The organism is Rhodopila globiformis, assembly GCF_002937115.1.
In the GTDB taxonomy this organism is placed as follows: Bacteria; Pseudomonadota; Alphaproteobacteria; order Acetobacterales; family Acetobacteraceae; genus Rhodopila; species Rhodopila globiformis.
Genome location: NZ_NHRY01000270.1, coordinates 1 through 26,688 on the forward strand (window position 1 = coordinate 1; position 26,688 = coordinate 26,688).

The 26,688-nt window shown below is 65.1% G+C and carries 27 protein-coding genes; 19 read left to right on the forward strand and 8 right to left on the reverse strand.

Annotated elements, in window-relative coordinates; all coding sequences use genetic code 11:
• Nucleotides 1-277 precede the first annotated feature (277 nt).
• The 19 genes from CCS01_RS34070 (at nt 278) to CCS01_RS30565 (ending at nt 20,138) form a co-directional block, all read left to right on the forward strand.
• Nucleotides 278-655 (forward strand): SEL1-like repeat protein, encoded by a 378-nt coding sequence (locus CCS01_RS34070; protein WP_158258696.1) that lies wholly within the window; start codon nt 278-280, stop codon nt 653-655.
• Nucleotides 656-657: 2 nt separating this feature from the next.
• The gene (locus CCS01_RS30485; RefSeq protein WP_104522718.1) at nt 658-1,734 is read left to right on the forward strand and encodes a TAXI family TRAP transporter solute-binding subunit; all 1,077 of its coding nucleotides are present in this window, start codon (nt 658-660) and stop codon (nt 1,732-1,734) included.
• 233 nt (nt 1,735-1,967) lie between these two features.
• Entirely contained in the window at nt 1,968-3,968 is a 2,001-nt protein-coding gene (locus CCS01_RS30490) for a glycosyltransferase (RefSeq protein ID WP_158258697.1), read from the forward strand.
• A complete protein-coding gene (locus tag CCS01_RS30495; RefSeq protein ID WP_146102042.1) occupies nt 3,961-5,697 on the forward strand; it encodes a glycosyltransferase in 1,737 nt (578 codons plus the stop codon). The genes CCS01_RS30490 and CCS01_RS30495 overlap by 8 nt, the downstream gene beginning before the upstream one ends.
• Nucleotides 5,690-6,478, forward strand: coding sequence for a glycosyltransferase family 2 protein (locus CCS01_RS33325; protein ID WP_146102043.1), 789 nt, complete (start codon nt 5,690-5,692; stop codon nt 6,476-6,478). The genes CCS01_RS30495 and CCS01_RS33325 overlap by 8 nt, the downstream gene beginning before the upstream one ends.
• Nucleotides 6,479-7,148: 670 nt before the next feature.
• Nucleotides 7,149-8,117 (forward strand): rhamnan synthesis F family protein, encoded by a 969-nt coding sequence (locus CCS01_RS30500; RefSeq protein ID WP_104522724.1) that lies wholly within the window; start codon nt 7,149-7,151, stop codon nt 8,115-8,117.
• A gap of 167 nt (nt 8,118-8,284) precedes the next feature.
• Entirely contained in the window at nt 8,285-9,001 is a 717-nt protein-coding gene (rph, locus tag CCS01_RS30505; RefSeq protein ID WP_104522726.1) for a ribonuclease PH, read from the forward strand.
• Entirely contained in the window at nt 9,001-9,621 is a 621-nt protein-coding gene (locus CCS01_RS30510) for a non-canonical purine NTP pyrophosphatase (protein WP_104522728.1), read from the forward strand. The genes rph and CCS01_RS30510 overlap by 1 nt, the downstream gene beginning before the upstream one ends.
• 452 nt (nt 9,622-10,073) lie before the next feature.
• A complete protein-coding gene (locus CCS01_RS30515) occupies nt 10,074-11,279 on the forward strand; it encodes an ABC transporter substrate-binding protein (protein ID WP_104522730.1) in 1,206 nt (401 codons plus the stop codon).
• A 9-nt stretch (nt 11,280-11,288) separates the two neighbouring features.
• Complete coding sequence (locus tag CCS01_RS30520) at nt 11,289-11,813, forward strand: thiamine pyrophosphate-binding protein (RefSeq protein WP_104522732.1); 525 nt, start codon at nt 11,289-11,291, stop codon at nt 11,811-11,813.
• Between the two features lie 13 nt (nt 11,814-11,826).
• Nucleotides 11,827-12,441: a thiamine pyrophosphate-dependent enzyme gene (locus CCS01_RS30525; RefSeq protein WP_104522734.1), complete on the forward strand. Its 615-nt coding sequence runs from the start codon at nt 11,827-11,829 to the stop codon at nt 12,439-12,441.
• On the forward strand, nt 12,434-13,216 hold the full coding sequence (locus CCS01_RS30530; protein ID WP_158258698.1) for a uracil-DNA glycosylase: 783 nt from the start codon (nt 12,434-12,436) through the stop codon (nt 13,214-13,216). The genes CCS01_RS30525 and CCS01_RS30530 overlap by 8 nt, the downstream gene beginning before the upstream one ends.
• Nucleotides 13,217-13,511: 295 nt before the next feature.
• Nucleotides 13,512-15,206, forward strand: a complete 1,695-nt coding sequence (locus CCS01_RS30535) for a lytic transglycosylase domain-containing protein (RefSeq protein ID WP_239992464.1) — start codon at nt 13,512-13,514, stop codon at nt 15,204-15,206.
• A gap of 36 nt (nt 15,207-15,242) precedes the next feature.
• On the forward strand, nt 15,243-15,791 hold the full coding sequence (gene moaB / locus CCS01_RS30540) for a molybdenum cofactor biosynthesis protein B (RefSeq protein ID WP_104522740.1): 549 nt from the start codon (nt 15,243-15,245) through the stop codon (nt 15,789-15,791).
• 133 nt (nt 15,792-15,924) lie between these two features.
• Nucleotides 15,925-16,296, forward strand: a complete 372-nt coding sequence (locus CCS01_RS30545; RefSeq protein WP_104522742.1) for a hypothetical protein — start codon at nt 15,925-15,927, stop codon at nt 16,294-16,296.
• Between the two features lie 57 nt (nt 16,297-16,353).
• Nucleotides 16,354-17,298, forward strand: coding sequence for a hypothetical protein (locus CCS01_RS30550; RefSeq protein ID WP_104522744.1), 945 nt, complete (start codon nt 16,354-16,356; stop codon nt 17,296-17,298).
• Between the two features lie 22 nt (nt 17,299-17,320).
• The gene (gene copC, locus CCS01_RS30555; protein ID WP_204848475.1) at nt 17,321-17,656 is read left to right on the forward strand and encodes a copper homeostasis periplasmic binding protein CopC; all 336 of its coding nucleotides are present in this window, start codon (nt 17,321-17,323) and stop codon (nt 17,654-17,656) included.
• Nucleotides 17,657-19,537: a CopD family protein gene (locus CCS01_RS30560; RefSeq protein WP_104522748.1), complete on the forward strand. Its 1,881-nt coding sequence runs from the start codon at nt 17,657-17,659 to the stop codon at nt 19,535-19,537. It abuts the gene before it with no gap.
• Nucleotides 19,521-20,138: an SCO family protein gene (locus tag CCS01_RS30565; RefSeq protein ID WP_104522750.1), complete on the forward strand. Its 618-nt coding sequence runs from the start codon at nt 19,521-19,523 to the stop codon at nt 20,136-20,138. Before CCS01_RS30560 ends, CCS01_RS30565 begins: the two co-directional genes overlap by 17 nt.
• A 24-nt stretch (nt 20,139-20,162) precedes the next feature.
• On the opposite strand, the gene CCS01_RS30570 is transcribed toward CCS01_RS30565, so the two are convergent.
• The 8 genes from CCS01_RS30570 to CCS01_RS30605 form a co-directional block, all read right to left on the reverse strand.
• Nucleotides 20,163-20,732 (reverse strand): glycine zipper family protein, encoded by a 570-nt coding sequence (locus CCS01_RS30570; RefSeq protein ID WP_104522752.1) that lies wholly within the window; start codon nt 20,730-20,732, stop codon nt 20,163-20,165.
• Between the two features lie 617 nt (nt 20,733-21,349).
• A complete protein-coding gene (locus tag CCS01_RS30575; RefSeq protein WP_104522754.1) occupies nt 21,350-21,553 on the reverse strand; it encodes a cold-shock protein in 204 nt (67 codons plus the stop codon).
• 68 nt (nt 21,554-21,621) lie between these two features.
• Entirely contained in the window at nt 21,622-21,825 is a 204-nt protein-coding gene (locus CCS01_RS30580; protein WP_104522756.1) for a cold-shock protein, read from the reverse strand.
• Between the two features lie 273 nt (nt 21,826-22,098).
• Complete coding sequence (locus tag CCS01_RS30585) at nt 22,099-23,013, reverse strand: glycosyltransferase family 2 protein (RefSeq protein ID WP_158258700.1); 915 nt, start codon at nt 23,011-23,013, stop codon at nt 22,099-22,101.
• Nucleotides 23,014-23,087: 74 nt separating this feature from the next.
• Nucleotides 23,088-23,426 carry a Grx4 family monothiol glutaredoxin gene (gene grxD, locus CCS01_RS30590; RefSeq protein ID WP_104522760.1) on the reverse strand — a complete coding sequence of 113 codons (339 nt, stop codon included), beginning with the start codon at nt 23,424-23,426 and terminating at the stop codon, nt 23,088-23,090.
• A 24-nt stretch (nt 23,427-23,450) separates the two neighbouring features.
• Nucleotides 23,451-23,684 (reverse strand): BolA family protein, encoded by a 234-nt coding sequence (locus tag CCS01_RS30595; RefSeq protein ID WP_104522762.1) that lies wholly within the window; start codon nt 23,682-23,684, stop codon nt 23,451-23,453.
• Complete coding sequence (purL, locus tag CCS01_RS30600; protein WP_104522764.1) at nt 23,684-25,894, reverse strand: phosphoribosylformylglycinamidine synthase subunit PurL; 2,211 nt, start codon at nt 25,892-25,894, stop codon at nt 23,684-23,686. The genes CCS01_RS30595 and purL overlap by 1 nt, the downstream gene beginning before the upstream one ends.
• A complete protein-coding gene (locus CCS01_RS30605) occupies nt 25,875-26,441 on the reverse strand; it encodes a Uma2 family endonuclease (protein ID WP_239992461.1) in 567 nt (188 codons plus the stop codon). The genes purL and CCS01_RS30605 overlap by 20 nt, the downstream gene beginning before the upstream one ends.
• Nucleotides 26,442-26,688 lie beyond the last annotated feature (247 nt).

Consider the following 26,688-nt stretch of genomic DNA (forward strand, 5'->3'; position numbering starts at 1 on the left):
CGCACCGGCCCCCGCGGCGGAGACTCCGCCGGCCGTTGCCCCGCCGCACCCTGAGGAGCCGGCGGTTGCGGCTCTTCCGCCGGCGACCGCACCGCCGCCGGCTGCGATTCCGCCGCGGCAGAAGGAACCCGCGATCGTGGCACCGCCGCTTGGCGCGGCTCCACCGCCGGCCGCCGCCGCACCGCCGCCACAGAAGGAACCCGCGGTCGTGGCTTTGCCGCCTGCCGCGGCTCCGCCACCCGCCGCCGCACCGCCGCCACGGAAGGAACCCGCGGTCGTGGCTTTGCCGCCTGCCGCGGCTCCGCCACCCGCCGGTGCCGCCACCGCCCTGGCGACCCCGGCACCACCGCATCGGCTGACGCCCCGGCCGCCGGACCAGCATGCCGATGAGCTGTATGCCCGCGGCAAGGCGGCGGAAGCGCAGGGCGACATCTCCGGCGCCCGGCGCTTCTATGCCGCCGCGGCCGCGCGTGGCCACGCCGCCGCCGCCCGCGACCTGGGCCGCATGTACGATCCGGCGGTGCTGGACCGCATCACCGTGGGCGGCATCGATCCCAATCCGGCCCTGGCCCGGCAGTGGTACCAGCGCGCCGCCGAACTGGGAGACCCGGACGCCAAGCCCCTGCTGCAAGCCCTGATGACGACCACGAGGTGACCATGCAACGCCGCTTCCTGTTGACTGCCTTGCCGGCCACGGCCCTGCTGGCCGGCGCCGCCGCGCCGCCGCCGTTCACCATCGGCATCATGGGCGGCGAGATCGACGGCACCTTCATGCGCATCGCCACCGACCTGACCTCGGTGATCAACTCCGGCACCATGCGGGTGGTGCCGATCGTCGGGAAGGGCTCGTTGCAGAACATCGGCGACCTGCTGCACCTGCCGGGCGTGGACCTGGCGCTGATCGCCGCCGACTCCCTGATCCATGCCCGCGAGGTCAACCTGTATCCGGGGGAGCTGCAGAAGATACAGTATATATGTAAGCTGTATGACGAAGACATGCACGTCTGCGCCCGGGCGGACATCAAGACCCTGGCGGACCTGAACGGCAAGCCGGTCAACATCGACGTCGAGGGCTCCGGCACCAACCTGACCTCGCGGGCGGTATTCGCCGGCCTGGGCATCCATCCCGATCTGCGCTCCGAGGAGCCCGGGATCGGCCAGAACAAGCTGCGCCACGGCGAGATCGCGGCCAATGTCTATGTCATCGGCAAGCCGGGCCGGCTGTTCAGCACCCAGCCGGCGGGCACCGGGCTGCACTTCCTGTCGGTGCCGTCGAACGAGGCGCTGGAGAAGATCTATGTGCCCGGCGGCACCTTCACCCATGCCGACTACCCGACCCTGATTCCCGAGGGCGAGACGGTGAACACCATCGGCGTGGGCGTGGTGCTGGCGTGCTTCGGCTGGCCGCCGAACGCGCCACGCTATCAGCACCTGACGGTGTTCGTGGACACGTTCTTCAGCAAGTTCCCCGAGTTGCTGAAGCCGCCGCACCATCCGAGGTGGCATGACGTCAACCTGGCTTCCACCCAGCCGGGGTGGGTCCGGTTCAAGCCGGCGGTCGATTGGCTGGCGGCGCACCCGCCGGGGCAGGCGGTGGCGTCGTCCGATGCGCTGGAGGCGGGGTTCGACCAGTTCCTGGCGCAGAAGGGGGTGCCGCATCTGACTCCGGCGCAGCGGGAGGCGACGTGGGAGTATTTCCAGGCGCGGATGCGGGGGGAGGCGGCGTCTCGGTAGGGGGGCGACGAACCCATAGCGAAGATATTGACCAAGCGGATTGGCCGCTTCTGCCGTCGGCGCGGGCAGGCCGCCCTTCAGCCTTGTCGTCCGGCTGTTGAATAGTACTGGTATCAAGACTATTACTAACCCCCAATCGACCGGGGGAGCTGAGGGTAGTGATAGTCAGTGAGCTTGCGTGTGCCGACCTTCCGCCTGAACAAAAGGCCGCTGCCGCAGGGTATCGGCCTGACGTGGCCATCATCCTGGCCACCTTCAAAGGCGCAAGGTTTCTCCGGGAGCAACTTGACGGTTTTCGCAATCAGGCTGACCTGCGGTGGAAGCTGATCTGGCGGGATGACGGATCGACGGATTCCACGGCAGCCATAATGGAAGAATTTTCCCGGCACCTCGCGCCGGGGCAAGTTGTTCACGCGGGCGCACCGGGCGACCAACTCGGCATCTTTGACAGCTACATGAGCCTGCTCGGCGAGGCTCTGGATGCGCCAGCGGTAGCCTTTGCCGATCAGGACGATGTGTGGCTACCGGGGAAACTTCAGCAGGCACTGGAACAGCTGAGGACGGTCGATCCTATGCGGCCGGCAATCTACTGTGGGCGCCAGACCCTGGTCGACGAGGCGCTACCGCCGATCGGCTTTTCGCCGGGGCTATGCCGCCAGCCGGGTTTCCCTGGCCTGCTGCTGCAAAACATTGGCACCGGCTGCACCATCGTCATGAACCAGAGTGCGGCCCGCGCGCTCTATGCATCGAAGAAGCCGCGCAGTTCGCTGCATGACTGGTGGGCCTGTCTTTTCGTTGCCGCAATCGGAGGGACAACTCTCTTCGACAATACGCCGGACGTTCCATATCGCCAGCCTGGTGCCGGTAGCGTCGGTGCACTAAGGGCGCAGTTTCGGCGATTGATGGGCGTGCTGGCACGGGGTCCCGCCGCGCACAACGCACAATTCACCTCGCACCTCGACGCGCTCATGAAGAACGAGGCGCAACTCTCCCCGGAAGCCCTGCGTCAGACGCAACAGATCCGGAGCGGATATGCAGGCACATTACGTGCAAGGCTGAGCTTGCTTGAGACTCCCGGCTTTCGGCGGCAGACATGGGCGGAGGACGCACTTCTCGCGCTCTGGCTTGTTCGCGGCGATATAACGTTTGCACGGCGCCTGCGGAGGCTATTAAGGAACCGCCTCACCGTGTTTCTCTATGCGCGAGCGCTGGACCTGCTGCGAGAAACCCTTATTGCCAAAGACTGCTGGACATTTCGCCTGCGACGGCCGGTGACGCCGGAGGTTCGATGCTTGCTGGAGCCAGCAGCCGGAGCCTGTTACAGCCGGTTGGCGATCTTCGTGATATTCGCCGAACGCCTCGGCCATAACCATTATCGCGTCATCAACGGCCTGGCACGGTCGGGCTACGCCGTGGCATTGCTGAACAATCGATCGTTTGCGGTGGACCAGAGCTACCCGGATGGGGTGGCATTCGCGGTGGAAAATCATAATGTTGGCCGGGACTTCGGAGCATATCTGCGAGGGCTGCGACTTATACAAGCAAAAGGCTACTTAGCTGCTGATGCCAGGATTATGTTCTTAAACGATTCGGTAATATACTTGCCTGGACACGAAGCAGTATTCGCAATGTTCGCCGAACAGAAGGACGACTGGATCGGCATTACGGAAAATCATCATGTTGAGTACTACGTTGCATCGTGGTGCTTCGAATTGTCGATTGCTATCATCAATGGCGACGCTTTTCGCAAATGGTCTGCTGCGATGATGCCGCTCAATAACCGTGCCTACCTGATTAGCCGTGGCGAGATTGGGCTCTCCCGGGCATTGCTTAGGGCCGGATACAAGCCTAAAGTGCTCTTTGACAGCACGTTCTGGAGCGCGCTCTGCAGCGCGACCGACGGCCTAAGAACCGATCTGGCCAAAGTCATTCCCCGTTATTTGCGCACCATGGATCGACAAGGCTTCGGCAAGAACGGAATACTGCGGAAGGCCAACCAAGCTCATCTGTTCACGTTTGGCGGTGCATTATCAGGGTTATTCCCATTCCTGAAGAAGGACATCCTTTACCGTTATGTATTCGAAGAATATGAGGTTGAAGCACTATGCGAGGGGCTTGCCACGCGATATGGAGATGCAATCGCCGACGAGTGCCGGGGCTTTCTGTTTAGAAGGGGCAATGGCGCGAACTTACAGGGGTTCGCAGGAATTCGCTGGATCATAGGGGTTGATTGACACCAACGATCCTGCTGATCGTCAAACTCCTGCCCTGAAGAGTCGGCGTCCAAGCATGTTCGGGGATCGACCTGACACAAGTTCAGTTGGTGGTCTTATGCTCCGTAAAATAATCAAGCGTTGTGCGGAAAGACTTGGATACTCAACCAGGTGCCAAAGGTGGCTGACCCCCGAAGACCAGGAAAGTGCGAAATTTAGGGCGTTCGTAGAGCGCAACATTGACAAGGCCGACTACCTGTCCCGTAATCCGGACGTAGCTAAGGCCTGTGCGGACCCCGTTGAGCACTGGTTGAACCACGGGTGTCTGGAAGGGCGCCGTCTGTCGCCGGATCTTGAAGTTCTTTTAGGGCAAACAGCGGCGCTAGCTGACCAGAAAACCTGGGAGCTGTTCCGGTATCGTGGAAAATTTGTTGCAGTAAGACCCACTTTCCTGCCACAGCGCGTTGTTGATCAAATACTTGAGCAGGGGCAGTTTGACGCGGCGGTCTTTGCGCCGGGCTTCCATGCCATACGAACTTTGCGACGCTATAATTTTGCAGACTTGCTGAGCCGTCACGGTATCGATATAACGAGGCTTCTCGGCGTAATATCGCAACGTCCTCGCGCGGTTATCTTATTACCATTTCTTGTTATTGGAGGAGTTGAAAAGTATGCGTCGGCGATCGTAGAGGCTTTTGAGGCTGCTGGCCTATGGCCAACCCTTGTGTTGGTAACGGATCAAACGGAAGCCGCTGCCGCGAAATGGCAACCCCTTAGTATACTGGCTCCGTTGCGTAAGGCACAAATCGTTTTCTGGCGCAGCTTCTGTCCATCGGTTGGGAGGCATGAAGCGGCGCTAGCTAGGATCCTGAATGGCATAGCGCCAGATGTCATTCTTGTTATAAACAGCCAAGTCGGCTTGGAGATGGTGTCTCGCTATGGCCGTGGTCTTTCTCAGAAGTCTAAGTTATTTTGCGCATTTTTTGGCTTGAGCCCGAACGCCCTTGGTGCACCGTATGGATGGCGCTACCCAAGGTCTACCCTGCCGTTTGCAACGGCTCTTACCGATAATGGTCGTACTGCGAGGATTTTGCGCAACTCGTTCGCAGCGCTTCCACAATGCAGAATCGCAATCTTGCCGCCGATGAGCGAATTGGCAACCCGGGAGGAGTGGGATGAACGGTTGTTTGCCCGCCGTCTTCGTGCTGCCTCGGTTCAACCCTGCAAGAGGTGGCTGTGGATCTCGCGAATAGAGTATTTCAAGGGCCTAAAACTGCTGAATGAAGTAGCAACCCTCCGCAGTGGAGATGAGTTCCACATTTTCGGGCCGGCGGACAGGCCGCTGGAAGAACTAGGCTTACGGAGCGATAATATTAAGCACAATGGGTTTCTCAATAACGTAGGCACTATAGATTGTGCACTGTATGACGCCTTTATTTTCACCAGCATGTTCGAGGGAATGCCAAATGTCGTACTGGAAATGGCGCAGAAAGCAATCCCACTTGTTTTAACTCGTGTTGGAGGCTTGGATGAAACGTTCGACGATAGCGCAGCCATCTTTATCGAGCCGGATAAGCAATCATCAAGTCGGAGTTTTGCAGACGCGCTCGCTGGTTTGACAATGAAGTCACCTGATGATATTGTATCTATGGTAAATGCAGCCTATGAGCAAGCCTCTAGTCGCCATGGGCCAGAAACCTTCCGCCGCAATGTAGCAAGGCTATTCTGCACCCATGAGCCAAATGCCTGATATTACCGCCACGGTAGTCTTTCACAATGAAGGTGCCTTTGCCATTCCGGCGCTGGAGTCGTTCAGATTTATGGTTGGAGCGGCGCGCCGGCATGGCATCAAGATTCAGACCCAAGCGGTGCTCGATCGTCCCGATTATACGACTCGTCACGTTGTAAATACGTTCTCTGACTGGCTAGATAATGTAGAAGAGGTCAATTTTGGCGATCTTGGTCTATCGCGTAATGCCGCCGTGGAACGTGCCAATGGCCGCTTTCTCGCGTTCTTTGATGGAGACGACTTATGGGGCGCAGAATGGTTATGCAGAGCCTATGCGTTGGCACAGGCATCAGATGCTCCCGAAAAGATCATCTGGCATCCGGCTTGGCTCTACTACTTTTCGGAAGCTGATTTCGACAGAACCGTCTTGGATGCCACGGCGCATCCTGATGCTGCGTCATTCCTGGCCACGCACGAGGCCAGCACGAGTGACAGTTTTGATGGAAGGGGGCTCGTTCTCGATAACGTATGGACGGCAAATGTCTTTGCCGCAAAGGAACTGCACATGCGATTTCCATATCCTGCGACAGATGCTCAAAGAGGCGTTGGGGTGGAAGATTGGTCGTGGAATCTGGCCACACTTGCGGCGCGAATAGCACACTTGATCGTACCAGAGACCGTTCATCTGATTCGAATCAAGGAGTCAAACTCGGTAGGTCAGCGCAACATAGCCAAAGGCCTGTTGCCGAATGTTCCTGCAAATTTTCTCTGGGCCAAGCAGAATGAATTAGCACTGCGATAATGCTTGTTGCCCCAAGTTATCGATACTGTGGTATCTGTGCATAGACCCTGTTGATTACTGGGCTCAATACAAGAAGCTACCTCTCTGACTACGTTTATAATACAGTTGGGGTGACTTTTAACTTGGCAAAACTGTCTGGTCAAGCTGTGTGGGCGCCATGGCGCTGACGTTGTCGTTCGCCCTGGTGTGCTCAGCCAGCTCCTTGACCGCCGTCGCGGCGCCAGCGTGGCCGGGTGGCGAACTTTAGACTGTTGACGAGGAGCACCCTGCGAGCGAGCGCGCACGCAAAGAGGCGGGGCGACGTTGCTTCAAGGCTGCGAAGCGAGACATCGCACGCAAGCGACCAGTTAAACCCGTCCCATAAAAATGTGGCGGTTTGCCATCACAGACCAAGCCGGGCAGATCAGCATAGGGGTAGTCGGCCGCAAGGGCCATCGGAACTAAGGTTGGCAGTTCACCGCGCCGTATCGCCCATGGCACATATGATCTATCAATTCACTCACCCGCTTCGTTGTCTCATGGTGCCGCCTTGATCGAACCACTTCTCCTGACCAACCTTCACGAGCAATCGCCTGGATCACGGCGCCTTGTCCATGGCTATGCGACATCAGGCACGTGGAAGCGGCTCTTCCGTCGTGGCGTTGACGTTCTATGGGAAGTACTCCGCGCCTTGCCGCACGACCTGATCCGTCACGTGCGGCGCGAAACGTCGGCTTTGGTCCGTCAGGAACTGGGCGTGCAGCCCGCCAGCGCGGTGACCCGGATCGCGCTCTATGTTCACTACTCGGCCAGCGGCCTCGTGTCCGAGATGGTCCGCTGCCAGCTTTCGCTGCTCGGCCAGTTTGGTTTCTCTGTCGTATTCGTCTCCATGGCCAATCACATTCCCGAGGATGACTGGCAGGCCGTGCGCCGCCTTTGTGCCTTGGTTGTGAAACGGGAGAACTTCGGCCGTGATTTCGGCGCCTGGCACGACCTGATGCCGGAGGTTCGGAGGCGCTGGCCTGCCATCGAAGAACTGATCCTGATGAATGACAGCGTCCTGGGCCCGATTCACGCACTGGAACCTGTCATCGATACCATGCGGGCGGCCGGGCACGGATTGTTCGGGCTGACAGAGAGCCGGCAGGGCGGTTCCCACCTGCAAAGCTATCTGTTGCTTGCCCATGGCAAAGACGCGGTCTCTGATCTCATGCGCTTCCTGGAGGCTGTCCATATCAGCCACTCGAAATGGCTGCTGGTCCAGTTGACCGAGATTCGCCTGGCGCGGTGCATGCGCAAGCGCGGGCATCGTGTCGCCGCGGTGTTCGGCTACGATCGGCTGGTACAGGCTGCTGTCGCCGATCCGACAGAGCGGGCTCGGCTCGAGGCGTCAAATGCGAGGCTGAACGGCCTGACACAGCTGCCGAATGACCAGGCAGCCGCGTTGCTTCATAAGTGGCCGCTCAATCCCACGCACCATATGTGGCACTTGCTCGTCTCGCGGTTCGGCAATCCGTTCCTGAAGACGGAACTCGTGCTGCGCAATCCCGGACAGCTGCCCGGCGTCGCGTCCTGGCCGGCGGTGGTGCCGCCGGACGCGCCCTGTCCGCTGTCGGTTCTGCACGCGCATCTGAAAACAGTGCAGGCCGCAGGCCCGTAACAGCCATGTCTGTAACGGGCCTTCCGCAAGCCTGTTTCGGTCGGTTGAAGTCCCGGGCCGTCGCTACCATCCGCGACGCCGGAGTCTCCCCCACTCCAACCCAACCGTTGCAACCACTCTCCCACCCTGTATGGTCCGCCGGATTTCGAGCCCAAGGACACCCACCCATGCGCCCATCCGGCCGCACCGCCGACCAACTCCGCGAAGTCTCCCTCACCACCGGCTTCGCCCGCCACGCCGAAGGATCCTGCCTGATCCGCATGGGCGGCACCGAAGTCCTCTGCGCCGCCAGCGTGGAGGCGCGGGTGCCGCCGTTCCTGCGCAACACCGGCCTCGGCTGGGTCACCGCCGAGTATGGCATGTTGCCCCGCGCCACCCACACCCGCGGCGACCGCGAAGCCGCCCGCGGCAAGCAGTCCGGCCGCACCCAGGAAATCCAACGCCTGATCGGCCGCAGCCTGCGCGCGGTGGTGGACCGGGCGGCGATGGGCGAAATGTCCATCACCCTCGACTGCGACGTGCTGAACGCCGACGGCGGTACCCGCTGCGCCGCCATCACCGGCGCCTGGGTGGCGCTGGCGCTGGCGTTCCGCCACCTGGTGAAGATGAACGTGCTCAAGACCGTGCCGCTGACGGGCCAGGTCGCCGCCGTCTCCTGCGGCATCGCCGGCGGCGACGCGGTGCTGGACCTGGACTACGCCGAGGACTCCAGCGCCGACGCCGACTCCAACTTCGTGCTGACCGATGGCGGCGGCATCGTCGAAATCCAGGCGACGGCGGAAAAGACCGCGTTCAACGAGGCGCAGTTCCAGGAACTGCTCAACCTCGCCCGCAAGGGCACCGCCGCGCTGTTCGCGCTGCAGCGCCAGGCGCTGGGGGACTGATGGCGCGCAGGATCGCTCCCGGCCAGACGCTCGTGCTGGCCAGCCACAACCGCGGCAAGCTGCGCGAGATCACGGCGCTGCTGCGCCCGCACAGCGTGGAACTGGTTTCCGCCGGCGCGCTCGGCCTGCCGGAGCCGGCGGAAACCGCGCCCGACTTCGCCGGCAACGCCCGCATCAAGGCGCTGGCGGCGGCGGAGGGCAGCGGCCTGCCGGCGCTGTCGGACGATTCCGGCTTCTGCGTCGCCGCGCTCGGCGGCCAGCCCGGGGTGTTCTCGGCGCGCTGGGCCGGACAGGCCAAGGACTTCGACGTCGCCATGGGGATGGTGAAGGACAGGCTCGGCGACCGCAGGGACCGCCGCGCCTGGTTCATCGCCGCGCTCTGCCTCGCCTGGCCCGACGGCCACACCGAAACCTTCCTCGGCCGCATCGACGGCGCCGTGACCTGGCCGCCGCGAGGGGCGAAGGGCTTCGGCTACGACCCGATCTTCGTGCCCGCCGGCGACCACCAGACCTTCGGCGAGATGGAGCCGGACCAGAAGCACGCGATCAGCCACCGCGCCCGCGCCTTCGCCCAGGTGCTGGCGTCCTGCTTTGCCGGCAGGCCGGATCCGCACCCATAGGCGCTACAGCAGATCGCAGGTAGGCTGGGACATCGGCACGTCCCTCATCGTCATGGCCGGGCGTGTCCCTATCGCATACACACATCTCTGAAACGACCTCCGGTTATCTGAAAAAGTCTCTTGTTATCAGTGGGTGGGCCAAAGGTTTCTGTATATACAAAAACCTCCCCTAACCAGTTGATAACAAAGGATATCGCCTAATCGTTTCAGAGGTCTGTGCATCCCGTAGGGTGTGTCCCGGCCATCTACCCCCAGCCGTCGAAGCGCAGATGGCCGGGACACGCCCGGCCATGACGAAAGGGACGCGGCCACACGTGCCGGTCTCTTCGTCCCAACCTGCCTGCGGTTCGCTACAAATCATCGCCTGTGGGTTCCGCACCCCGATTGAACGGTTTTGCGTCCGGTGCGGCCTCCTGTAACCTGAGCGGACGAAACAATAAGGGGAGCCGTTCATGAACTGGTTGCGCCGCCTGGCCCTGGCTACCATCCTGCTCGCCCCGGGCCTCTCCGCCCGGGCCCAGATTCCCGACGTCGTCAAGATCGGCATCATGAACGACATGAACGGCCCGTTCGCTGATCAGTCGGGCAAGGGCTCGGTCGTCGCGGCGCAGATGGCGGCCGAGGAGTTCGCGGCCCAGGGCGGCGGCTTCCGCGTGCAGATCCTGCAGGCGGATCACCAGAACAAGCCGGACCTCGGCGCCCAGATCGCGCGGGAGTGGGTGGACCGCGACAACGTCGCCACCGTCGCCGATGCGGTGAACTCCGGCGTCGGGCTGGCGGTGAACCAGGTGATGGCCGAGAAGCACCGCACCTTCCTCGCCACCAACGTCGGCACGTCGGACCTGACCGGGAAGTACTGCCAGCCGACGACGGTGCAGTGGACGATGGACACCTACGCGCTCGGCAACACGATGGCGCGCGTCATGGCGGAGCGGGGCGGCAACACCTGGTACTTCATCGCCTTCGACTACGCCCTCGGCGCCGCGCTGGTGCATGATACCGCGGCCACCCTGACGGCGCTGGGCGGCAAGGTCCTCGGCACCTCGCGCCACCCGATCGGCACGACCGACTTCTCCTCTTATCTGGTGCAGGCGCAGGCGTCCGGGGCGAAGGTCATCGGCCTGGCCGACACGGGCGCCGATTTGATCAATGCCGTGAAGCAGGCCGCCGAGTTCGGCATGACGAAGAAGCAGACCCTCGCCGGCCTGTTCACCCAGATCACCGACGTCGACTCCATCGGCCTGCGCGCGGCGCAGGGAATGACGGTGACCGAGGCGTTCTACTGGGACCTGAACAACGCCACCCGCGCGTTCTCCCGCCGCTTCGCCCAGCGCTTCAACGGCCGGATGCCGACGGAAAACCAGGCGGGCGTGTATTCCTCGGTGCTGGCCTACCTGAACGCGGTCAAGGCGGCCAACACGATCGAGGGCGAGAAAGTGGTCGCGCAGATGCGCAAGCAACCGATACAGGACGCCCTGTTCGGCACCGTGACCGTCCGCCAGGATGGCCGGGCGGTCCACGACATGTATACTTTCCGCGTCAAGGCACCCGGGGAGTCGGCATCACGCTGGGACGTCTACAAGCTGATGGCGCGGATACCCGGGTCCGAGGCATTCCGGCCGCTCGACAAGGGCGGCTGCCGGCTGGTGACGCAATAAGGAACAAGCATGGCGGAAACGCTCACCCGGGAAAACTGGCCCGATGCCCTGTATGACCTGCTGCGTGGCAACGGGGTCACGCAGTTCGCCTATGTGCCGGATGCCGGCCACAAGGTGCTGATCAACCGCTCGCTGGCGGACCCGGACGTCCACTCCGTGCCGCTGACGACCGAGGAGGAAGGCGTCGCCATGCTCGCCGGCGCCGATCTCGGGGGTAGTCGAGCGGTACTGCTGATGCAATCCTCGGGTGTGGGCAACTGTATCAACATGTTGTCCCTCACCCAGGGCGGGCGCTTTCCGTTCCTGACGCTCGTCTCGATGCGTGGCGAATACGGCGAGGGCAACCCCTGGCAGTACGCCATGGGCCAGGCGGTCGAGCCGGTGCTGAAGGCCATGGGCGTCATCGTCCTGCGCGCCGAGACGCCGCAGGACGCGATCGAGGCGGTCACCGCCGCCATCACCATGGCCTATCAGTGCAATCAGCAGGTTGCCGTCCTGCTGACCCAGCGCCTGATTGGCGCCAAGAAATTCTAGGCGGGAGGCGGTCATGGCGAAACTGAACAAGCTGCAGACGGCCACGCTGCCGGACGCGGTGCTCGACCGCCGCCAGGCGGTGCCGGCGCTGATCGAAAACCCGGACGATTTCCTGATGATCGCCGGCCTCGCCGGCACGGCGTGGGAGATGTCGGCGCTGACCCACGAGTCACCCCGCCTGTTCGGCCTCGCCGGCGCGATGGGGGCGGCGCCGATGATGGGCCTCGGCCTGGCTTTGGCGCAGCCGAAGCGGCGCGTGCTGGTGGCGACCGGCGACGGCGAGTTGCTGATGAACGTCGGCGCCCTGGCGACGATCGCCTTGCAGAATCCGCCGAATCTGGCGATCATCTGTGTCGACAACGGCCACTACGGCGAGACCGGCAACCAGGACAGCCACACTGGCCTGGGCGTCCGGCTCGACGTCATCGCCACCGGCGCCGGCTTCCCGGTGGTGCATGTGGTCAACACCGAGGCCGACATGGCGGAAGGCCGGCGGCTGCTGCGGGAAGGGAACGGCCTGACCTTCATCCTGCTGCGGGTCAAGGAAGGCCCGGCGACTCACGAGGGCAAGAAGAACCTTGTGCCCCACATCGAACGCGACCGGTTCCGGGCGGCCCTGCTTGGATGACGCCTACGCCCTGCTGTGCCTGCAACTGGAATGGGGCGCCGACGAGGCGATCGCCCCGGACCCGATCGACCGGTTCCGGCCGCTCGAGCCATCGCCGGTCGAGCGGCCGGAACCGGTTCTCCGCCCCGCCGCGCCCCCCGCCGCGCCGCCGCCCGGGACCTCGGCCGAGCGGGCGCTGGCCGTGGCAGGCCGTGCCGCGACCCTGGAAGACCTGCGCGCCGCCGTCGCCGCGTTCGACGGATGCGCCCTGCGCGACACCGCCAGCAACACGGTGTTCGCCGAGGGTGACCCGTCCAGCCCCACCCTGATCATCGGCGAGCCGCCGGGCCGCGAGGAAGACCGCGGCGGCCACCCCTTCGCCGGCCCCGAAGGCGCCTTGCTGGATCAAATGCTGGCCAGTATCCGCCTGGACCGGAACCATCTGATGCTGACACCATTGCTGCCCTGGCGCCCGCCGGGCGGCCGGCCCGTCAACGCCGGCGAGCTGGCGGTCTGCCTGCCCTTCCTGCACCGTCTGATCGGCCTGTTGCGGCCGCGGCGGCTGGTGCTGTTCGGCCCCACCGCGGCCCGGTCGCTGCTGGCGCCGGGGACCAACCGCCGGCGGCCGCCGCGCGGCTGGACCGAGGCCACCATCCCCGGACTACCCCACGCGCTGCCGACGCTCGCCCTGCCGGGCCTGGCGGAGATGCTGAAGACTCCGCCTTTACGTAAGGACGCCTGGGTCGGACTGCGGCAGTTACGACACACCCTTGATGAAGAACAAACGCGATCGTGACCCAAGGACCCGCGAGGAAACGGCGGATTCGCGTTTGTGATCTCACTAGCTGCGGAACGTCTCGGCTGCCGGGGTTGCGTCTCACGGCCCTAGCGGCTAGCGAAACCGCATGCGAGGGATCGGTCATACGCTCTCCCGCCATCCTGGAGCCCGCGCGATCCTTGCGGGGGCGGCGATCATTGCGGGAGTGTACGTTTCTCCTGCGCATGGACAATCGTCCGGATCGGGGAATGGTATAGGGACGGTTGCTACTCATGAATCACGCGCCGAGGAGGCCGCGTGGGCGGTGCCGCGCATGTCGCATGCCGGCGTGACGGAGGCGGTTATTCCGAAGCCGTTACGCGCGGGCGACGCTGCGGACCTACAACGTATTTTTGCCTTGCAGCGGCGAGGAAAGATCTCGGCTGCCATCAAGGCTACGGCCGATCTCCAGGATCCGCTGCTGCTTGGCAGTATCCTGGCCGACCGCTATCTTGGTCGTTACTATAAGTCATCGGTTCCCGAATTGTCGGACTGGCTGGCGCGTTTTCATGATCTTCCCGAGGCGCCTGCCATTTACGCGCTTCTGCGGATCAAGCTGCCGAAGGGCGCCACGCTGCCGCCCGCGCCTGACGTTACGACCCTGAAGCGTGACAGCGAGCCGGAATCGGCGCCGGAAGATATTGATTTGCCGGGTAACGATTTTGTTCGCGATCCGGGCCTGGAGCGGATCGTTCTGGATCATGCGCAACGCGGCAACATGACAGCCGCCCTGCGCGCCATCAGCGCGCGGCGCCGGATCTCCGCGTCCTACGCCGCGCAATTGCGCGCCGAGGTTGCCCAGGTGGCGTTCACCCGCAACGAGGACGCCATGGCGCTGTGGATCGCCCAGGCCGCGTTGGCCAGCGTCACGCCACGGAACCAGGTCAGCCTCGCCTATTATATTGGCGGCCTGGCCGCGTGGCGGCTTGATCGTCTCGATGTCGCCAGGACCCTGTTCGAGGGCGGCGCCGAGGCGGCCATCGCATCGCCGCATCTGCGCGCGGCATCGGCGTTCTGGGCGTCGCGCGCCAACCGCAAGATGCATGACGCCGCGGCCATGCTGAAATGGTTGCACGCCGCGGCCGAGCAGCGCCTGACGCTGCACGGCCTGCTGGCGCGCCGCATCCTGGGGATGGACACCGGCATCCTGCCCAGCGGCCGGTTGCTCAGCCAGGCCGACGTCGATGCCGTCGCCGCCACGCCACAGGGCCAGCGCGCCTTCGCCTTCCTCCAGATCGGCCAGCCCGAGCGTGCGGAGGTGGAATTGCGGACCCTCGGCCCGCAGGCGGAATCGGACAGCGCGTTCGGCCAGTCGTTGCTGATGGTTGCATCGGCGACCGGATTGACCGATTTCGCCGCGCAACTGGCGGGAGTGCTGCAGACCGAGGACGGCATGCGGCATGAGGAAATGCGGTTTCCGTTGCCCAGGCTGCGGCCGGCCGGCGGATTTCGTGTCGATCCATCACTGGTCTACGCGCTGACCCGCCAGGAATCCAATTTCAATCCCGCAGCGATATCGCCGACGGGCGCGCGCGGACTGATGCAGATCATGCCGGAAACGGCACAATATATCACCGGTAACTCCATGCTGACCGCGGACCAGTTGCACGAGCCGGCGGCGAACCTGGCGATCGGACAGCGTTACGTGTCGTACCTGGCCCAGGTCGATGGTATCGGCAACGATCTGATCCGGGTGCTGGCCAGTTACAACTGCGGTCCGGGCAACTTCGTGCGCTGGGCGCAGGATGTGCATGACGACGGCGATCCGTTGCTGTTCATCGAAGCCATCCCTGTTCCCGAGACGCGCGCCTTCGTGCCGCACGTCCTACTGTATTCCTGGCTCTACGCCGCCCGGCTGCATCGCCAGGCGCCCAGCCTGGACGCCCTGGCAGCCGACGAATTTCCCCGCTTCACGCCGCTGGACCCGCATAGCAAGATGGCTATGGCCGTCAGCGCCGGGTTGCACTGACACCGGCGCGGCCACACTTCGCCGGAGGCACGTTGCATGGCTCGCATTGACGAAACCCGTCCGTTCATCCCGGTCAGCATCGCCGTGCTGACGGTGTCCGACACCCGCACCGCCGCGGACGACACCTCGGGCGACGCGCTGGCCGAGCGGATCGCCAAGGCCGGCCACCGCCTGGCCGCCCGCGCCATCGAGAAGGACGACGCCGCGGCGATCGAGGCGGTGCTGCGGCGCTGGATCGACGATGCGGCGATCGACGTGGTGATCACCACCGGCGGCACCGGCATCACCGGCCGCGACGTCACGCCCGAGGCGTTCGACCGCGTGCTGGAAAAGCGCATCGAGGGCTTCGGCGAGCTGTTCCGCATGCTCAGCTACCAGAAGATCGGCACCTCGACGATGCAGTCGCGTGCCGTCGGCGGCGTCGCGAAGGGCACCTACCTGTTCGCCCTGCCGGGCAGCACCGGCGCGGTGAAGGACGGCTGGGACGACATCCTGGTGTCCCAGCTCGACATCCGCCATCGGCCCTGCAACCTCGTGGAGCTGATGCCGCGCTTGCAGGAGCATGTGAAGCCGGCCGCGGTATAGGGCGGGGGACGCGGCTGTTGCCACGCCGTCATGGCCGCGCCACCATGACGCGAGGAGACACCGTCCCACGCTTTAACATTTTGAAACAGAGTGTTTAACCCAGCCGGGTCGCGACTCGCTGTAAGAGTGCGCGATGCCGAACCGCCGTTGCCACCTGCACGGTCTGTTCGCGGCGCTGTTGGCGCTGGTGGTGCAGCTTGGCGCCGGTGCCAGCGTGCCGCGTCCCGATCCGCTCCGGCAAATCGCCGATGTCGCGATCCTGTGCCATGGCGCGGATGACACGGGCGGCGCCCCGGCCAGGCTGCCGTCGCATCTGTTCGATTGCCTGCTCTGCTCCCACTGCATCGCCGCGCAGCCGCAGATCCCCCCGGTCCCGGCGCCGCCCTACCTGGTGCCGCCGCGAGTGTGGCAGGTTCGGCGGGCGGAACTGCCGCCGCCGTCCCGCGCGCCGCCTCCGCGCTATCGGACTGCCACCCAACCCCGGGCACCGCCGGTTTTCTCCTGATTCCAGCCAGCCGGCCCGCATCAGCGGGGCGGTTCTTGTTGATTCAGGAGCGTTTCAATGAGACGGCCTTACCTGCTTGCAACGCTTGCCGCCGGCCTTCCGGCGGTTGCGAACCACGCCGACGCCCACGGCTGGGCCGGCGACCACCTCTTCGTCAGCACGTTGATCATCGATGATCCCTTCATGGAGGACGAGGCCAGCCTGCCGACCTTCAGCTACCTGCCGCAACCGGGCTCCGATCCGGTGCCAAACCTGTATGCGCTGGACTTCGAATATGACAAGCGCATCACCGAGACCTTCGGCTTCGCCATCAACGGCGGTTACACCTGGTTGACCCGCCCCGGCGACAAGACCGCGAACGGGTGGGACAACCTGGTGCTGACACTGAAGGACCAGGTCTATCTCAACGCGCCGCACGAGTTCGTCCTGTCGCTCGGCATCCAGAGGGAATTCGCGCGCACCGGCGCCAACGGCAGCAACGGCGCGGTGCTGGGCAACGACGACAGCGGCGCGACCGCCCCGACGCTCTATTTCGGCAAAGGCTTCGGCGACCTGCCGATCGGCTTTTTGCGTCCGTTCGCGCTGACCGGGGAGTTGGCCTATTCGATCGCCGACAAGAAGCTGAAAGTGGACGAGACGGGTGCGCCGCTCAACAACGGCTTCTCCAACGGCTGGGCCGGCGGGCTGACGCTGCAGTACTCCCTGCTGTACCTGTCGAGCGAGGTGAAGGACTACGGCTTCCCGCGATGGGTCAACCGGCTGACGCCGATGGTCGAGCTGTCGTGGTCCTCGCCCGCCAGCACGCCGACGACGGACGTGACGCAGTATCTGTGGGGCGTCGGGGTCGCCTACACGACCTCGAAGTATGCGTTGACGGCGGAGATGCTGATCCCCGGGAACCGCAACACCGGCTCCCATGTCGGGTTCGTCGCCCAGTTCCATCTCTACTTCGACGACCTGCTGCCGCACAGCCTTGGCACACCCATCACACATTGGTTCTGACGCCATGAGACTATTCATCCCCATGACAGCCGCCATCTGCCTGGTCAGCTCCGCGGCCTTTGCCCACGCCTTCCTCGACCGCGCCTCGCCCGCCGTGGGGTCCGAGGTCCCGTCATCCCCTTCGACGTTGACGCTGACCTATACCGAGCCGGTCGAGCCGCTGTTCAGCACCGTCCATGTCACCAACGGCAGCGGGACGGAGGTCGACCAGGGGAAACCCTCGGTCAGGGATGACGGGCGGACGCTCGTTGTCAGCCTGAAAAAACTGCCGCCGGGCGACTACCACGTGGACTGGCACGTCACCTCGATCGACACGCACAAGACGCAGGGACATTTCACCTTCACCGTGAAGCCCTGAATGTCCGGCCTCGCCACGACCATGGCGCTGCTGCGCGGCCTGCACCTGGCGGCGATGCTGTCGCTGCTGGGCACGGCCGGGTTCGTCGCATGGATACTGCCGGCGGCAACCGCGGTGCCGCCGTCGTTGCGCCGCGGGCTGAACCGCCTGTGCCGGGCGAGCGGCGTGATCGCGGTCGTGGCAGGGATCGGCTGGTTCATCCTGCAGACCATGGCCATGGCCGGCGCGGAGACTATCCCGGACGTGCTGCACGCGCTGCCGTTGGTGGCGCTGCGGACGCACTACGGCACGGTGATGCTGGCCCGGCTCGGCCTGCTGCTGGCCGCCACGGTGCTGTTCCGCCCGGACACGCTGCGCGGGACCTTCCTCATCCTCGTCCTGACCGCCGCCGCCCTCGGCCTGCAGGGCCTGATCGGCCATGCCGGCGCGACCGAGGGCACGCTCGGGGACAGCCTTGTCGCGTCGGAGGGGTTTCATCTGCTGGCCGCGGGGCTGTGGCTGGGCGCGCTGCTGCCGCTGTGGCTCAGCGTGCGCGCGCTGCAGCCGGCCCGGGCGGCCGCCGTGTGCGAGCGGTTCACGCCGCTGGGCCTCGCCTGCGTCCTGGTGCTGGCCGGTACCGGCTTCTTCCAGGGGATGGACTTCATCGGCAGCCTGCCCCGCCTGTTCGGCACGCGCTATGGGCACTTCGCCCTGCTGAAGATCACGCTGTTCCTGGGCGCTCTGGTCCTGGCCCTGCTGAACCGCCTGTGGCTGACCGACCGCCTGTCGGTCGGCGCCACGCCGGCACGCCGGCACCTGCTGCTGTCGGTGTGCGTCGAAACCGGCCTCGGCCTGGCGATCGTCGGCGCGGCCGCGTTCATGGCCTCCAGCACGCCGGCCACACACGCGGCTCCGGTCTGGCCGTTCCCCTGGCGCTTCAGCCTGGATCGCGTGACCGAGGACCCGGGTGTGCGGCGGGAGGTCATCATCAGCGGCGCGCTGATTGGGGTGGCCGCGCTGCTGCTGCTGGGGGCCATTATCCGGAAGCGCTTCCGGCTGCCGGCGGTGCTGGTGCTGGCGATCCTCGTTCTGCTGCGCGGGCCGTCGCTGGGCCTGCTGACGGTCGAGGCCTGGCCGACCAGCTTCCAGACCTCTCCGACGGGATTTTCCGCCGCGGCCATTGTCCGGGGCGAGGCGCTGTATGGCCCCTATTGCGCGGCCTGCCATGGCCCCGGCGGCCAGGGGAACGGGCCCGCCGCGGCCAGCCTGCCGGTGAAGCCGGCGGACCTGACCATGCCGCATCTGTGGGCGCACCGTGACGGCGACCTGTTCTGGTGGCTGAGTCACGGTATGAAGAATCCGCAAGGCGACGTGGTCATGCCCGGCTTTGCCTGGTCACTCGCGGCGGCCGACCGCTGGTCCTTGATCGACTATGTCCACGCGCGCAATGCCGGCCTGGCGGGGCGGCCTGCGCCGTTGCTCGGCCGCGCGGTGCCTGCGCCTGGATTTGCGCTGACGTGCGATGGGCTCAACGCCGCCAGCCTGGCGGACCTGCGCGGCCACCTTGTTGACCTGACCGCGGATGCGCCGCCACCGCCGCCACCGGCGGGCGTCGCCATGATCGGCGTGACATTGCAGCCGGATGCCCGGCCGGCCGCGGGTGGCTGCGCTGCGGCCGAGCCGGCGGCGCGGCAGGCGTATGCCGTGCTGGCGGACCTGCCGCCAGCACATCTGGACGGAACGGAGTTTTTGGTAGATCGAAATGGCTGGCTGCGCGCCGTGCTTCGCCCGGACGGCGGCGGCCAGCCGCAGCGCGACGATCTGATCGCGGCTATTATTCTCAGTCCGGCCACACCATCGACCATGTCAGCCAGCGGAGGCGCTCATGAACACCACCATTGATCCGAAGACGTCGCCCCGGGGTGGGCTGTATGCCGCCCTGGGGCTGGTGCTGGCGGCGCTGCTGCTGGGGGTGGGCGGCTTCATGTGGTTCAGCGGTGGCGCGGGCAATGGCGGCCTGAGCGTCGGCGGCCCGTTCACGTTGCAGGACGGCAGCGGCAAAACGGTCACCGACCGGGATTTCCGCGGCCAGTATATGCTGGTGTACTTCGGCTATACGTTCTGCCCCGATGTCTGCCCGACCACCCTGACGGCGGTCGCCGATGCGATGGACAAGCTCGGCCCGGCCGCCTCCAGGATCCGCACCGTGTTCATTACAGTCGATCCGGCGCGTGACACGCCGGCGGTGGTGGGAAAATATGCCGCGGCGTTCGGGCCGAACATTGTCGGCCTGACCGGGACGCCGGAGGAGATTGCCAAGGTGGCCCGGGAGTACCGGGTGTATTATGCCAAGCACCGCACCGGCCCTGGCCCCAACGACTACGCGATGGACCATAGCTCGGTGCTGTACCTGATGGATCCGAAGGGCGGCTTCGTGGCGCCGGTGCGGGCGGACCAGTCCGGGGATCAGATCGCGGCGGCGCTCAGGAAGCTGATGGGGTAGGGGCGCGCGAGCCGGCGCCCTGGCTTACCAGCCACCCCAGCCACCGCCGTAGCCCCAGCCTCCGCCAACGGCGACGGACGGACCGTAGTAGCCCGGGCCATAGGCGTACGGGACATAGCCCCCGCTGTAGGGATAGCCGGCATAGGCGCCGGGCGGGCTTTGGACCGGATTGCCCTTGGCATACATGCACTGCGTGTAGGCCGTGTCATAGCGTGCCTGGATACTGCCGCCGGCGGCCTGGGCATTGCCGGCGCCAACGGCACCGCCAGCGAGCAGACCCGTCGCTCCGCCGATTGCGGCGCCGGCGCCGGCCGCGCCGCCAAGCGCTCCGAGTGCGGCGCCAAGGCCTGCACCCAGCACCGTGCCGATCGCCGTGCTGCCAACGGCGCTGTTGTTCGCCGCCTGTGCGGCCGATGCGCCGCTGGTCTGCTGACGGGCGTATCCGCGACAGTTCGCATCATCCGCCTGGAAGGCCTCAAAGCTCTTGCCTTTCCCCGGCAGTGCCATCACCGAAGGGCCCTGGGGTGGCTGCACTGCGCAGGCGCCAAGCGCCAGAACCGATATGAGCCCGATGGCGGAAGAGACGCGACGCATGTCCAAGGCTTCCCCAAATGTCCCGATCCAGGCACGCCGGCCACGGCGGCCGGTTTGTTCAGGACCTGGGATCGTCAGGTCATATAGGATGGGACGCGGTTAAATCGAACGTCTCTCTGTAACGAAGCGCTACAATTCGTCGGCGTTAGGCGACGCCCAAAAATAAGCGATCCACCGCGGCACGGTTCAGCATGCCATTGGCGAGGATATCGCCCCGTTGAATTGGCGCGCTTATTTTTGGGCGTCTCCTTAGCCAATCGGCAGCGCCGGCACCGCGACGGCTGAAAATGGACGGGGCCGGTGCGCCGGTTCCGGTGGATCGATTATTTCGGCTCGGGCTGCAACCGGACAGCAAGGAACCATCCACGCTGGTAACGACGACACCACACGGACATCCGCCGGTGCCGGTCCAGCCCGTCATGCTGTCGTGCAGGTACCGCCAGCCCGGGCCAGCGAGTACAGCGCAGCGCCAGAAAACCTAGCGACGCGCTGCCGTTCGAACCCTCGCACAGCCTCATGGCCGATGAATCACCAGCTGGACGCGGAGACGAAGTCACCCCAGCGTCGGTCTGGCCACTCCCATCAGGCCTGGCCAGACCTCCGAACCGGGGTGAGCGTCAGGCCAGCTTCAGATTTGTCGCGGCGGCCTTGCCCCGTTCCATCGCCACTTCGTAGCTGACCTTCTGGCCGTCATTCAGGCCCTTGAGCCCAGCGGCCTGTACCGCTGTGATGTGGACAAAGACATCCTTGCCTCCGTCCTGAGGCATGATGAAGCCGTACCCCTTCGTTGCATTAAACCATTTAACCGTACCGACGGCCATGGTCTTCCTCCTCCAATGACGATCGGCAAGCCAACGGCCGATCGCTTAGCTAGATCAATCCGGTCGAACTAGACCGGCTTCAGGTTGGTTGCGGTGGCCTTTCCGCGTTCCATCGCAACCTCGAAACTTACTTGCTGGCCCTCGTTCAGGCTCCGGAGGCCAGCGGCCTGTACGGCGGTGATATGCACGAATACATCCTTACCCCCGTCCTGGGGCATGATGAATCCGTACCCTTTCGTGGTATTGAACCACTTTACTGTGCCGGTTGACATCGTCTGCGTCTTTCTCCGTCCAGGCATCGTGCAAAATCACGCGATGCATGTAGACAACCGGGTCTTTGGACCTTCTGAAGCCCCGAGTGGACGGAAGCGCAGCAAGGACAGCCAAAATTCGATTGCTGTGGGAAAGTTGGCACAGAATTCGTGAGGACTGTCAATCACAGTCCCGATAGGTATGTTACACGTCGCCGCAACCGATGGTAAGCATCGGGTTTTATTGATGAATACCATGTCGCGAAATCGACATACTCCCGTAAGCGTGTGCGCCTAGCCGGCCGGATATGCGCGAAACGGACCCGCTCGCGTCCAGGACAGGCCGGCAAGCACGACTCGCTTCAGTGTCGGCGCCTGCCGCAAAGAGCGGACAAGCCAGCGCCAGCCGTCGCGACGCCGCTGATGACGAAACAGTTCCCGGCCAATCGTCCAGGCCATTTCAGCCTCCGTCCGGCGCTGCAACGCACCCAGCCGATGGGCGCCGAGCCGTTGACGGATGGCAGCGTTGGCATAGACCGCATCGACGCTGGCGGCGAAGCAGGCGGGATCGGTCGCCATGCGCCAGTATGCTCCCTCCGGCGTTTCCCGCACGAACAGCACCGGCGCCGAACCGCGGCGCAGCGTGGCGAACGGGCCCTGCAAGGCCAGCCGGGTCCAGTATTCCCAGTCCTCGCCATAGGACAAATCCTTGCGAAAGCTGCCGGCCGCCTCGATCGCCGCCCAGCGGATCAGCAGATGACCGCCATTGGCGAACAGGTTCCGGACCAGCAGGCGCTCCAGCAGGTATCCCCCCGGAGACGGCCGCATCCGGCGGATCGCACCATCCGCGGCGACGCGGGCATAGGGGCCGGACACGGCCACGGCCGCGGGATGCGCGCCGAGCGCCGCGGCCAGCCGAGCCAGCGCGTCCGGGGCCAGCCGGTCGTCAGCGTCGAGAAACAGGCAGGCGTCGCCCGCGGCGGCCGTCAGCCCGCGGTTCCGCGCGGCCGAGACGCCGGCGTGGTCCTGCCGGATCAGGCTGATACGCGAATCGTGGAAATTGTCCGGGATATCGGCGGTGGCATCGGCGGAGCCGTCGTCCACCACCACCAGCGACCAGTCCCGATGGGTCTGCGCCACGACGGACGCAATGCAGTCACGCAACCAGGGCGCGGCATTATAAGCCGGAGTGATGACGGTAATGTGCACCAGGACCTCACCAGCGGGCAGGTTCGCCTGGCTTACCCTGCCCGGGTGAAGATCCGGTTAACGGCGCGGCGCGATCAGGCCTGCGCCTTGACCGGGATGCCCTTGTCCTTCAGCAGCGTCTCCAGCTCACCGGCCTGGAACATCTCGCTGACGATGTCGCAGCCGCCGACGAACTCACCCTTGACGTAGAGCTGCGGGATTGTCGGCCACTGCGAGAACGTCTTGATGCCGTCGCGCAGTTCCGGATCCTCGAGCACATTGGCCGACTGGAACGGCACTTCCATGTGCGTCAGGATCTGCACCACCCGCGCCGAGAACCCGCACTGCGGGAACATCGGCGTGCCCTTCATGTAGAGAAAGACGTCGTTCTGCGCGATGTCGTTCTGGATACGCTGTGCAACCGTGTCAGCCATACAAATGGTCTCCTTCTGGTACCATTATTCGGGTGCCGAGGTCTGTAATGCAAGGGCATGAAGCTCGCCGCCCATGCGACCGCTCAGGGCTGCATAGACGATTTGGTGCTGCCGTACCCGGGACAGGCCGCGGAACGCCTCGCTGACAACGGTGGCGGCGTAATGGTCGCCGTCGCCGGCAAGGTCTTCCACCGTCACCTGCGCGTCCGGCAGCGCCGCCTTGATCAGAGACTCGATCTCGCTCGCCACCATCGCCATCAGGGCGTTTCCTTCTGTGTGCTGTTGTCCATCCAGGACGGAAAGAACCGTCCGTGCGCGTTACGCAATGCGGCAATGGATATCGAGCCACCATCGGGAAGAGTCAAATTCTGGCCGCCGGAGGTGCCCAGCCGCATCGCCGGCACGCCGGCGGATTCGGCGGCGCGGGCGAAGGTGGCGTAGTCGGCCACGGCGACGAGGTAGCGGCCCTGGTCCTCGCCGAACCAGAACGCATGGCCTGGGATGCCCGGCGGGTGGGTCATCAGCCGGGCGCCGACGCCGCTGGCCATCGCCATTTCCGCCAGGGCGACCAGGATGCCGCCGTCCGAAACGTCATGGCAGGCGCGGATCGTCCTGTTCAGGATGTGGGTGCGGACGAAGTCGCCGTTGGCGCGCTCCACCGCCAGATCGACCGGCGGCGGCGCCCCGTCCTCGCGCCCGCCGATCTCCCGCAGCCACAGCGACTGGCCGAGCCAGCCGACGGTGTTGCCGATGAGCATGATGTCGAGCCACGGCGGCAGGGCGAGGCCGACCGCAAGTGCGACGTCATCCAGCACGCCAAGGCCGCCGATGGCCGGAGTCGGCAGGATGCCGCGGCCCTCGGTTTCATTGTACAGGCTGACGTTGCCGGAGACGACGGGGAAATCCAGCGTCTCGCAGGCCGCGACCATGCCGCGGATGGCGGCGGCGAACTGGCCCATGATCTCCGGCTTTTCCGGGTTGCCGAAGTTCATGTTGTCGGTGATGGCAAGCGGACGGGCGCCGACGGCGGTCAGGTTGCGCCAGGCCTCGGCCACCGCCTGGGCGCCGCCCATTTCGGGGTCCGCCATGCAGTAGCGCGGCGTGCAGTCGGTGGTCAGCGCCAGCGCCCGCGTCAGCCCTTCCAGCTTGACGACCGCGGCATCCGCTGCGCCCGGCCGCTTCACGGTCTGGCCGCCGACGGTGCTGTCGTACTGGTCCCAGACCCAGGCGCGCGAACACAGGTCGGGGCAGCCGACGAGCTTCTCCAGCGCCCTGGCGAGGCCGTAGCGGTCCTCGATCCGCGCCGGGTTCAGCTTCTCCTGCTTCGGGGTATCGACGGTCGGCCTTGTGTAGAGCGGCGCCTGGTCGTTCAGCGGCGCCAGCGGGATGTCGGCTTCCACGGTGCCGCGGTGCCGCACGGTGATGCGGCCGGTGTCGGTGATGCGGCCGACGATGGCGAAATCCAGGTCCCATTTGTGGAAGATGTCGCGCGCCATCTGCTCGCGGTCGGGGCGGAGCACCATCAGCATCCGCTCCTGGCTTTCCGACAGCATGAATTCATATGCCGTCATGCCGGTCTCGCGGGCCGGGACCTGGTCGAGGTCGAGCTCGATGCCGACGCCGCCCTTGCCGGCCATCTCGACCGCGCTGCTGGTCAGGCCGGCGGCGCCCATGTCCTGAATGCCGACGATGGCGTCGGTGGCCATTAGTTCCAGGCAGGCCTCGATCAGCAGCTTTTCCGTGAACGGATCGCCGACCTGGACAGTGGGGCGCTTGTCTTCCGAGTCGGCGGAGAACTCGGTGGAGGCCATGGTCGCGCCATGGATGCCGTCGCGGCCGGTCTTGGAGCCGACATAGACCACCGGGTTGCCGATTCCGGCGGCGGCCGAGAGGAAGATGCGGTCCTTGCGGGCGATGCCGACGGTCATGGCGTTGACCAGCGGGTTGCCGTCATAGGAGGCGTGGAAGTTGACCTCGCCGCCGACGGTGGGGACGCCGACGCAGTTGCCGTAGCCGCCGATGCCGCGCACCACGCCATCGACGACCCGCTTCGTCCGCGGGTTCTCCGGCCGGCCGAACCGCAGCGCGTTCAGGGTGGCGATCGGCCGCGCGCCCATGGTGAACACGTCGCGCAGGATGCCGCCGACGCCGGTGGCGGCGCCCTGGTAGGGCTCGATGAAGCTGGGGTGGTTGTGGCTCTCCATCTTGAAGATGGCGGCCAGCCCGTCGCCGATATCGACGACGCCGGCATTCTCCCCCGGCCCGTGGATCACCCACGGCGCCTTGGTCGGCAGTTGCTTCAGCCAGACGCGGGAGGATTTGTAGCTGCAATGCTCCGACCACATCACGCTGAAGATGCCGAGCTCGGTCAGCGTCGGCGTGCGGCCCATGATGGCCAGCACGCGGTTGTACTCCTCTCCGCTCAGGCCGAAGCTGCGGGCGAGGTCCTCAGTTACTGCGGTTCGCATGATCAAGAAGCCAGGTTCCGGCGTAAAGGGGGGACAGCGTGGTTTCGAGGCCGATGCTTTGGAGGCTCAGGGCACCGGGGTCAACCTCGGATGGCACGGGCGGCCAGGAACCGTCCGGATCGCGGCGCAGCAATTGCGCGCCGATGAGGTCGGTGCGGATGACCAGGATTTCCCGCACGCTGGAAATCGTCGTGTAGGCCCAAACGTTCGTCCAGGTTTCCGCCGCGTTGCCGGGCGACAGGATTTCCACCAGCAGCACGGGATCGGGCAGCATCATCTCCCCGCGCGCGAGCGGCGTGCACGAGACGCCGAGGTCCGGAATGCGGAAATTGCGATCGGCGTTGCGGCCGAGGCGGATTCCCGGCGCGATGTAGGCACGGCATTGGCCGCCCTGCTGCGCCAGGTGATTGCCGATGAGCCGGGCGAGTTCGGTCTGAATGCTGGCATGGACGGGGCTGGCGGGCGCCATCGCCACCGGAACCCCATCGACCAGTTGCCATCGCGCGCCATCGGGGGCGTCCCAAACGAGGAACGCCTCCAGCGTCATCGGATCCGGCAATTGCAAGGCTGCTGACATGAGCGCCCTATAGCAGAGTACGATCCCGATGGGCCATGGCTGGCGGGACGCCTACAGCAGACCGCAGGTCGGTTGAGACACGAATTCGGGTGGAGCGATCTGCACCGATCGTCACGGCGGCTACCCGGGGACAAGCCCGGGCACAGGCTCCGGGCCGCTATCCATGCCTTTGCCGCAATCGGCACCGCAAGGCGTGGATGGTCCGCCTTCGCGGACC

Bases quoted from the DNA above. Each gene is read 5' to 3' on its own strand.
- CCS01_RS30485 (WP_104522718.1), top strand. From the start codon at position 658: ATGCAACGCCGCTTCCTGTTGACTGCCTTGCCGGCCACGGCCCTGCTG.
- CCS01_RS33325 (WP_146102043.1), top strand. From the start codon at position 5,690: ATGCCTGATATTACCGCCACGGTAGTCTTTCACAATGAAGGTGCCTTT.
- rph (WP_104522726.1), top strand. From the start codon at position 8,285: ATGCGCCCATCCGGCCGCACCGCCGACCAACTCCGCGAAGTCTCCCTC.
- CCS01_RS30510 (WP_104522728.1), top strand. From the start codon at position 9,001: ATGGCGCGCAGGATCGCTCCCGGCCAGACGCTCGTGCTGGCCAGCCAC.
- CCS01_RS30515 (WP_104522730.1), top strand. From the start codon at position 10,074: ATGAACTGGTTGCGCCGCCTGGCCCTGGCTACCATCCTGCTCGCCCCG.
- CCS01_RS30520 (WP_104522732.1), top strand. From the start codon at position 11,289: ATGGCGGAAACGCTCACCCGGGAAAACTGGCCCGATGCCCTGTATGAC.
- CCS01_RS30525 (WP_104522734.1), top strand. From the start codon at position 11,827: ATGGCGAAACTGAACAAGCTGCAGACGGCCACGCTGCCGGACGCGGTG.
- CCS01_RS30535 (WP_239992464.1), top strand. From the start codon at position 13,512: ATGTCGCATGCCGGCGTGACGGAGGCGGTTATTCCGAAGCCGTTACGC.
- moaB (WP_104522740.1), top strand. From the start codon at position 15,243: ATGGCTCGCATTGACGAAACCCGTCCGTTCATCCCGGTCAGCATCGCC.
- CCS01_RS30545 (WP_104522742.1), top strand. From the start codon at position 15,925: ATGCCGAACCGCCGTTGCCACCTGCACGGTCTGTTCGCGGCGCTGTTG.
- CCS01_RS30550 (WP_104522744.1), top strand. From the start codon at position 16,354: ATGAGACGGCCTTACCTGCTTGCAACGCTTGCCGCCGGCCTTCCGGCG.
- copC (WP_204848475.1), top strand. From the start codon at position 17,321: ATGACAGCCGCCATCTGCCTGGTCAGCTCCGCGGCCTTTGCCCACGCC.
- CCS01_RS30560 (WP_104522748.1), top strand. From the start codon at position 17,657: ATGTCCGGCCTCGCCACGACCATGGCGCTGCTGCGCGGCCTGCACCTG.
- CCS01_RS30565 (WP_104522750.1), top strand. From the start codon at position 19,521: ATGAACACCACCATTGATCCGAAGACGTCGCCCCGGGGTGGGCTGTAT.
- CCS01_RS30570 (WP_104522752.1), bottom strand. From the start codon at position 20,732: ATGCGTCGCGTCTCTTCCGCCATCGGGCTCATATCGGTTCTGGCGCTT.
- CCS01_RS30575 (WP_104522754.1), bottom strand. From the start codon at position 21,553: ATGGCCGTCGGTACGGTTAAATGGTTTAATGCAACGAAGGGGTACGGC.
- CCS01_RS30580 (WP_104522756.1), bottom strand. From the start codon at position 21,825: ATGTCAACCGGCACAGTAAAGTGGTTCAATACCACGAAAGGGTACGGA.
- grxD (WP_104522760.1), bottom strand. From the start codon at position 23,426: ATGGCTGACACGGTTGCACAGCGTATCCAGAACGACATCGCGCAGAAC.
- CCS01_RS30595 (WP_104522762.1), bottom strand. From the start codon at position 23,684: ATGGCGATGGTGGCGAGCGAGATCGAGTCTCTGATCAAGGCGGCGCTG.
- purL (WP_104522764.1), bottom strand. From the start codon at position 25,894: ATGCGAACCGCAGTAACTGAGGACCTCGCCCGCAGCTTCGGCCTGAGC.
- CCS01_RS30605 (WP_239992461.1), bottom strand. From the start codon at position 26,441: ATGACGCTGGAGGCGTTCCTCGTTTGGGACGCCCCCGATGGCGCGCGA.